The following is a 7,526-nucleotide window of genomic DNA, read 5'->3' as shown; positions in this document are numbered from 1 at the left end:
GTTGGTCCCGTTGGTCCCGTTGGTCCCGTTGGTCCCGTTGGTCCTGTTGGTCCTGTTGGTCCCGTTGGTCCTGTTGGTCCCGTTGGTCCCGTTGGTCCCGTTGGTCCCGTTGGTCCTGTAGCTCCTGGTGACCCTGGTGGCCCTGGCTTACCTGGCTTACCTGGTGGTCCTGGCTTACCTGGTGGTCCTGGCTTACCTGGTGGTCCTGTTGGTCCTTTATGTTTAGACATTAATAAATGCACCTCAATTTGTATGAATTCAAATATATACCAATATATGAAAGATATTAGAATCAGCTTGTGTTAGTCCCCAAACTTAATAGGTTTATTTTAGTATGTTGAAGTTCAGAGAAGAGGTTACGTAAAAAAGTCTTGTTTTAATTTATAAGAGACTTTTGTATATTCCATTAATTTACATACAAAAAAATCCTATATATATTTGAGCTCGACCCTATGTATCAGCCAAAAATGACGGAGATATTATGTTTAACTGACTTAATAATAAGAATGCGTAAAGGATTACATTGTCAGCCCGCTTACTCCATACAGAATGGTCTAAAGGAAATTTTAAGTTTTATCAAAGGGGGAATGACAAAAAAGAAGAGGACCTCTTCTTCATTTTTTTAATATTCAGTTGGGATCTATCATGGAGCAACTGGTGCTGCTGGAGAGTATTAATAAAATTGGAAATTATTTTTAACGGATTCTGCGATCACTGTTGGTAATTCATTTATTTTTTTTTGAAGACGTTTCTGAGCAGCACTCCCTAGATAGCGTTTTTTATCAATATAATAAGCACATATTGAAATTTCATAATCAAAAAGGTAATCATAAACATGGTAGTCAACAAAAAGAATATCATCTTTAGGAAAGGGAATTTCTTTCCCAAGTAGTGCATACATCAATCCTATGTTGTTTTTTCCTTTTAATCGATGCATTTTTGCTAACTGGTATAAAGGTTCAGCTCTACATGGTCTGAATTCCCAAGAATTTTGATAATATTGAATTGCTAAAGCAAAAAAATTTTCTTCATCTTCCGTTAATTGATCAATAATAGATTGGTTTATGGATGTATTTTCTGTAGATTCCTTTACTATTTGTTGACGTTTGTTGGAACAAAGATTTACTAAACTCTCATAGCAAATACCGATTTGGAAAAGAGAGTAAAAAACTTCCTCCACCCATCCACCAGCGTCTACTCGCTTTTTATACCATTTAATTGCTTCCTCAAATTCCTCAAGACACATAAATGTTTGTGCTAAGTAAAAAATATATCTAATCTGTAAATCGGGAGGAGTTGATTCATCCTGGATCCCTTCAAGCAACAAGCGCTTATCTCTTTCAAATTTGTCAGTCTTACTCCCGCCATCTTCCTGATCATTAACTACAAGGCTATCTAATTTTCCCGTTGTATTAAAGTAAGGATATTGTTCCGCATTCAATCTTGAATAATCAATGTCCCAATATTCATGAGTCACTCCAACCGATTTCCAAGGTAAGGTTGTCTTTAGTAGACGAGTTAACCAATATTTAATTTGTCCATTATACTGCATTGTTAGATATTGACCTTCGATTAAGCAGCTCTTATCAAATTTAGAATCTACTTCTAAAACCATATCAGCATCGAGCAACAGTAAATAATCTGACTCTGGATATGTCTCTTGAGCCAATGATACAGCTAAACTTCGATTATATCCAAAATTTTTAAAAGTTTCATAGTGCATTGTAACAGGGATGTTATTTTCTTGGCCCCATTTTTGAATAATTTCTGGTGTATGATCACTGGAGCCAGTATCACAAATTGAGATAAAATCAATAATGGGTTTAGCCGAATCTAAGCATCTTTGAATTATTTTTGCTTCATTTTTTACAATCATGCAGAGGCAAATTTTCTTTACAGATTCCTTTGACGGTACTGATTTTAATTTATTTTTACTAACTATTTTAAGAACTCCCTTCTCTATTAGAGTTATACTATCAAATTCTTTCCTTTAAAACTGGATAGTACGATTCTTTTTTATTGTTTCTTACCATCAATTGTATTGAAATAATTGATTGACCCAATCATGGATTGTGTTTTTTATTGAAAAATTTTCGTTTACATACTGACAGCAGGTGTTGCCAACCTCCTTCAACGTACTTCTTGTCTTTATGATTTCATTTATTTTCGAAATAAAATCACGTGGATCATTACTATCTATTATAAATGACTGTGCTTCTGGATGAGTTACATCCATCACATATCCAATGTTACTTGAAAGTACTGGTATTCCACATGCATACGCTTCAAGAGCTGGAGCAGGTCCCCCCTCATGATTTCCAGTAATGATTAATAAATCTAGTCCGTTATAAAAATCAGGCATATCTTCCGGTGATATAAACGATTCCATCGTTGCTTCCTTAAAATGGATAATTTGATGGTTTTTAAACGCTTCAACGATAGGTAAATAGGTTGTATAGTAATTTTTACAATACTTTTCGGTATCTCCAACCCAACCAATTACAAATTCATCTGGGTTTTTACTTGTTTGCTTTGGTTTAAAATGTTCTGTATCCACGAATTGTTTTATATATTTCACGTTAGCATTCGGGGAGATGTTTTTTAAAATTTTGGTTAATTTGGTATTAATTGCTCCAATTGATTTTATTTTACTTAAATATTCTTTTATAAAATCATTGTTATAGATTGGTTGATCCATCCAATCACGGAAAGCATAGTGATTCTCCATAAAATAGTAATAAGAAACAGCTGCAGAACTATCAACCCGTATTCCATTTGAAATCAATGTCTGTGCAATCCCTAAACACATCGTTGATATGACGTCAAATTTATCATTAAAATATTGGGGACCGAATAGTCCTAATTGATTGTAAAATTCCTCTAAAGACATAATTTCTAATTGTGGGTAATTTTGATTTACTAATTGAGCATGTTTCCCTAATACCCACCAATCTACATCATATACAAGTAAATGTTTTTTCATTAACCATTGTCCTTCCTACAAGAATTGACATAGTGTGCACATTATAATTAAAATTGCCCTAATGCGACTCCTATCGGTCTGTAGAGCATTCGTATTCTCAATCTGCTGTTAGTCCAGATGACCAGTTGTACCTCCTTTAATAAAATCATTTACTTACTTTCTTTATTTATATTAAAGAGAAACGAATTGGAATAGGTCATTTCTCATGAAATATATAATAACGAAGAGTAAATCCTTTGTTTGTCTTCATTTACAAAAAAAAACACATTATAATGTGGTGAAATAATTTTTTTAAGCCTTTATCGTAATTGAAGTACTAAAGGAGAAGAAATAAATATCCGTGCCGATAGATCGCTTTGGAAGATAGGAAAATCTAAGGGTGTAAAAGCGCAACAATTTGTCTCCGTTACCGCTGCTTCGATACCAGTACCTGTAAAGTAGAACCACAAATTTCACTTACAAAAATGTGGGTTGAACCCCAGAAAGGGAAGTAATTTTGATATCACAGCCCATTTTTTTAGAATCTTTAGCTTAAAATCCTTAATGTTTTTAATTAACGGTTCCTGAAAAACGTCGACAACACTTTTCAAAGAGAACCGTTTAACGACCTCGAAAACGAAAACCAGAGCGACGGCTGGAACAGTGAGAAGAGCTGCGGCGAAAATTTCTTTGACCACGAGGATCTTGAAACATAAAACTACTTAATCCTAGTTCTTCAACCTCTCTTATCGCTTCTTCAATTTAAACAACTTGATGAAGAATTAGGTATTTCGCCGCGCAAATATGAGTCAGATAAAAACGGTACATTGCTATTGGATCCGAACGATAAATTTGATAAAGACTGGTACGAAAACGACGAAGCTTACGATATTATTTAGGTAGTCTAACAGCTCCTTTTTTTATATTGATGACCAGTCAAAAAATATGTAGAGGAAAACAACAAAGCCGGCCTGCGCCAGCTGTATTTAACATAATCAAGACTATCGGAAGCCAATGTATCTAGAAACCTATAAAAAATCTCTTCCTAATACTACACAAAAGTCACTAGCTGCCTTTTCCTAATAGAAACCTTCTTTACTGAAGTTCGTAAACCACTTTTTCAAGCTCTCCTTCAAATGAGAAGGTACCTTCATTTTTATAAGCAGGATTGACTGGATAGTGAGAATCCGCTCCAATGCTTAACCCTTCAAACTAACCTTATATGGGTGCGTTTTATTAATATTGGTACTCGATTTGAACTACTCATCCAAATGCCCCCTAATCCCATTCGTTTTCTTTAACTTTACCAATTTGAAAAATTTTATTAATCACTCATCCCTACCGCGCTTTCGCTTACTAGCCTTAAAGCTTAGTGTGGAAGGAGTACACTTCCACACTAAACTTCAAGGTCGTATCTTTCCCCTGTTAGACATATCTATTTCCATATCTTTGAATACGTTGAATACTATAAAAAATAACTCTATATAATGTGTTAGCAAAGATAGAAATTCGGTCATTTTTGTATCATTACTTACGTTGAATACGGTAGAAATTCATACTATATATAATGGCCCGATTGTTAAATAAGAGCTAAAGACGATTCTTCAACTATCCTGCCCGTTAGCTTAAGTTATCATGAACGAAACTAGCTCCTTACTCGTAACACCGTAGGTTAATTTGGTTACACTGTTTACTGGAAAAACAAACCAAATCAGAGCTACATTACGGAAGGAGCTAGCTATTATGAAGGATACCATTAAATATGTAGGTTTAGACGTTTCAAAGGAAAAAATTGCCGTTGCCATTGCAGATGAAGGTCGTGAGGAGCCAAGGTATTGGGGAATGATTCCTAACACTCCGGAATCCATTAGAAAGTTAGTAAAAAAGCTTGGAGAAAAAGAGAATCTTCGAGTGTGTTATGAAGCTGGACCAACTGGCTATGGTTTACATCGACTTTTTCTTACCCTAGGAATTGAGTGTGAAGTAATCGCACCATCTTTAATCCCTAAAAAACCAGGTGAGCGTATTAAAACTGACCGTAGGGATTCCATTAAACTAGCAAAGTTATTTCGCGCCGGCGAATTAACTCCTGTTTATGTGCCAACAGAAGATGACGAAGCCCTTCGGGATTTAGTTCGGGCTCGTGAAGATGCCAAAGAAGATGAATTAAGAGCCAAACATCGATTATCTAAATTCCTTTTACGGAATGATATTCACCCTCCTTTCAAAGGAAAAAAGTGGACTCGTAGATATCGTGAATGGTTAAATACTCTAAAGTTTGAACGTTCAACATCCAAAGTAGTTTTTCAAGAGTATCTGCACCATCTTCAAGAAATTGAGCAAAGGGTAAAACGATTAGAGGAAGAAATAAAATTACAATCAACCGAAGGTTACCATGCGCCAATGATTCAAGCACTACAATCATTAAGGGGAATAGCTACGATTACAGCTACTAGTCTTGTGGCTGAGATAGGATCATTTAAAAGATTTGCTTCTCCCAAAAAATTAATGTCCTACGTTGGGTTAATTCCAAGTGAAAGTTCTAGTGGTGAAACCAGAAGGCAAGGTAATATTACCAAAACAGGCAATCGTCATGTTCGTCGGTTGCTTGTAGAAGCAGCTTGGAGTTATCGATTTCCGCCTGCTATAAAGGGAGATTTAAAGAAAAGACTAGAAGGACAGTTGCCTAATGTTCAAATGATCTCATGGAAAGCTCAAAATCGCCTTCATAAAAAATATTTTCGTTTACTATCACGTGGAAAGGCATTTGGAAAGGCATTAACAGCCATTGCAAGAGAATTAGCAGGATTTATCTGGGCAGTAACTCAAGAAGTTGACAATAGCTTCATAACAAAGTAAAAATTACGAATAAAATGATGTTTAATTTTTCGTTAAAAGTCGGAGCATAGGGCTCGGAGGCAAAGGTAAAAACCGGTAAGGAGAAACCACGAAATGTACTTGTGCTATGCCAAATAGGCTAACGCACGTTTTAAGTTAGTGGAAGCTCCTTTATACGGAAAGATAAAATGTGAAAACCCACGAATATCAGAGTGCTAACCGCAGTTGAGATTTTTGCCTTCGTGCCGTGTGTTTAACTTTTTAATATCAATATGAAAGGAGAAATTTATTCATTCTCAGCTTTAAAAAGTATCTCAATCTCCAAATTGCCTGTCAAGGAAAGCACTTGACAGCCAATTTGGAGATTGAGGAGCAGTCTGTAAGCTGAGAAGGAGATCCCCTAGCCTTAAGGCTCAATCCAAACTTATAAGCAAAGAAGCCGAAAAACGCTTCTCTTCTTAGAGTTACCCAAAAACTGAAACCAAAATCAATTTGGGTAGGGAGCATTGACAGTTTCGTTCATATCAGTACATTTTTTCACAAACTTCAATTTATTCTTAACATGAATATCCAATTTATCGTCTAGCCTAAACATTTTTTGTAAGTCGATTTGTCTATCAAATTGTAGGGGAAATTGTAAGGGTACAACAGCCATTGTACCCTTACAATTTGGGGTGCATTTTCCTATACAAATTTTAACCTAATTTCCATACAAGTAGCTTTATACCAATAAAAAATGAGTGTCAAATTTATATACAATTTGGCACTCATTTTAACTTACATTTTTAATGTTTGCGATAGGCAACGGAACCCGTTACCCAATTAGTCCCCTCTTTGTTACATTTCCTTTTAAAGATACTGAAGCATTGACATAATTTCACTTAGGGTAACGAAGTTCTGAAGAAAAACAAGACACAGACAACCAAGGCCATCCCAATCATTTATAAAGGCAATTTTAACACAATTAATTTTAGTTTAGTTAGTCATGGACTTCTCATTACATTGTAGACTAGCCACACCTTAGAAGTAGGATTCTCTTATTGTGTTTTTTTGTAGTTAGTTCGTAATTAGTATACCTAATTTAATACCTTACTACTTAAAAGGGTGGTACAAATTTTTATAAAAAAACAAAATATCAAATGTTATAATTGTTATAATTTTTTCTGCAATGTATTTAATACACTAGTCCAAGTAATACTTTCAATAGGATATTTCTTATCGCAACATGGCTTGAATTATGATAAGCGGAAATTAAATGTGTACTACATCGAGGGAAAATACCGAAGGCGGATGTTGAATTTGCAGGTACCCCTTATTGGAGCAAATCTACAGTCGAATCGTTTCGCGAACAGGAGAAGGTACGATTGATATGTACGAAGAGTCTATACGGATGCCTTTTCTCATCCGGTACCCGAGAGAGATTAAACCGGGTTCTGTGACAGAAGCGACGGCGCTGAACGTGGATTTTGCCCCCACCATCCTGGATTTTGCCGGAGTCAGGATTCCTAAAGACATGCAGGGCCAGAGCTTGCGGCTGTTATTCAACGGAACAATTCCCATGGGTTGGCGAACGTCTGTGTATTACCGGTATTGGATGCATCTTGATAAATACCATAACGTTTATTCCCATTATGGTATTCGAACGCATCGCTACAAGCTAATCTATTATTACGCCCAAGCATTAGGCATATCGGGGTCAAAAGAAGAAACAAGACCTCCTGAATGG

At 35.7% G+C, this 7,526-nt stretch carries 6 protein-coding genes; 2 read left to right on the top strand and 4 right to left on the bottom strand.

Annotated features, from left to right (window positions below; genetic code table 11):
* From J7E63_RS22120 to J7E63_RS30610, 4 genes are all read right to left on the bottom strand, one after another.
* Window positions 1-230, bottom strand: a 230-nt coding sequence (locus tag J7E63_RS22120; protein WP_215016558.1) for a hypothetical protein, incomplete at its 3' end; no start/stop codon positions are given.
* Between the two features lie 443 nt (window positions 231-673).
* Window positions 674-1,876, bottom strand: coding sequence for a glycosyltransferase (locus J7E63_RS22115; RefSeq protein ID WP_215016556.1), 1,203 nt, complete (start codon window positions 1,874-1,876; stop codon window positions 674-676).
* Between the two features lie 156 nt (window positions 1,877-2,032).
* Window positions 2,033-2,983, bottom strand: coding sequence for a glycosyltransferase family 4 protein (locus J7E63_RS22110; protein WP_215016554.1), 951 nt, complete (start codon window positions 2,981-2,983; stop codon window positions 2,033-2,035).
* A gap of 600 nt (window positions 2,984-3,583) precedes the next feature.
* Complete coding sequence (locus J7E63_RS30610) at window positions 3,584-3,724, bottom strand: CotG/ExsB N-terminal domain-containing protein (RefSeq protein WP_374193781.1); 141 nt, start codon at window positions 3,722-3,724, stop codon at window positions 3,584-3,586.
* A gap of 981 nt (window positions 3,725-4,705) precedes the next feature.
* On the opposite strand from J7E63_RS30610, the gene J7E63_RS22105 reads away from it, so the two are divergent.
* A complete protein-coding gene (locus J7E63_RS22105; protein ID WP_215016552.1) occupies window positions 4,706-5,821 on the top strand; it encodes an IS110 family RNA-guided transposase in 1,116 nt (371 codons plus the stop codon).
* 1,294 nt (window positions 5,822-7,115) lie between these two features.
* A partial coding sequence (locus tag J7E63_RS22100) for a sulfatase/phosphatase domain-containing protein (protein WP_285289964.1) occupies window positions 7,116-7,526 on the top strand: 411 nt, incomplete at its 3' end.

Source organism: Bacillus sp. ISL-75, assembly GCF_018613095.1.
Note: the sequence above shows the minus strand (reverse complement) of the source record. Positions and strands in the feature narration are given on the sequence as shown.

Coding starts and splice junctions, on each gene's coding strand:
- J7E63_RS22115 (WP_215016556.1), bottom strand. CDS start 1,876: ATGATTGTAAAAAATGAAGCAAAAATAATTCAAAGATGCTTAGATTCG.
- J7E63_RS22110 (WP_215016554.1), bottom strand. CDS start 2,983: ATGAAAAAACATTTACTTGTATATGATGTAGATTGGTGGGTATTAGGG.
- J7E63_RS22105 (WP_215016552.1), top strand. CDS start 4,706: ATGAAGGATACCATTAAATATGTAGGTTTAGACGTTTCAAAGGAAAAA.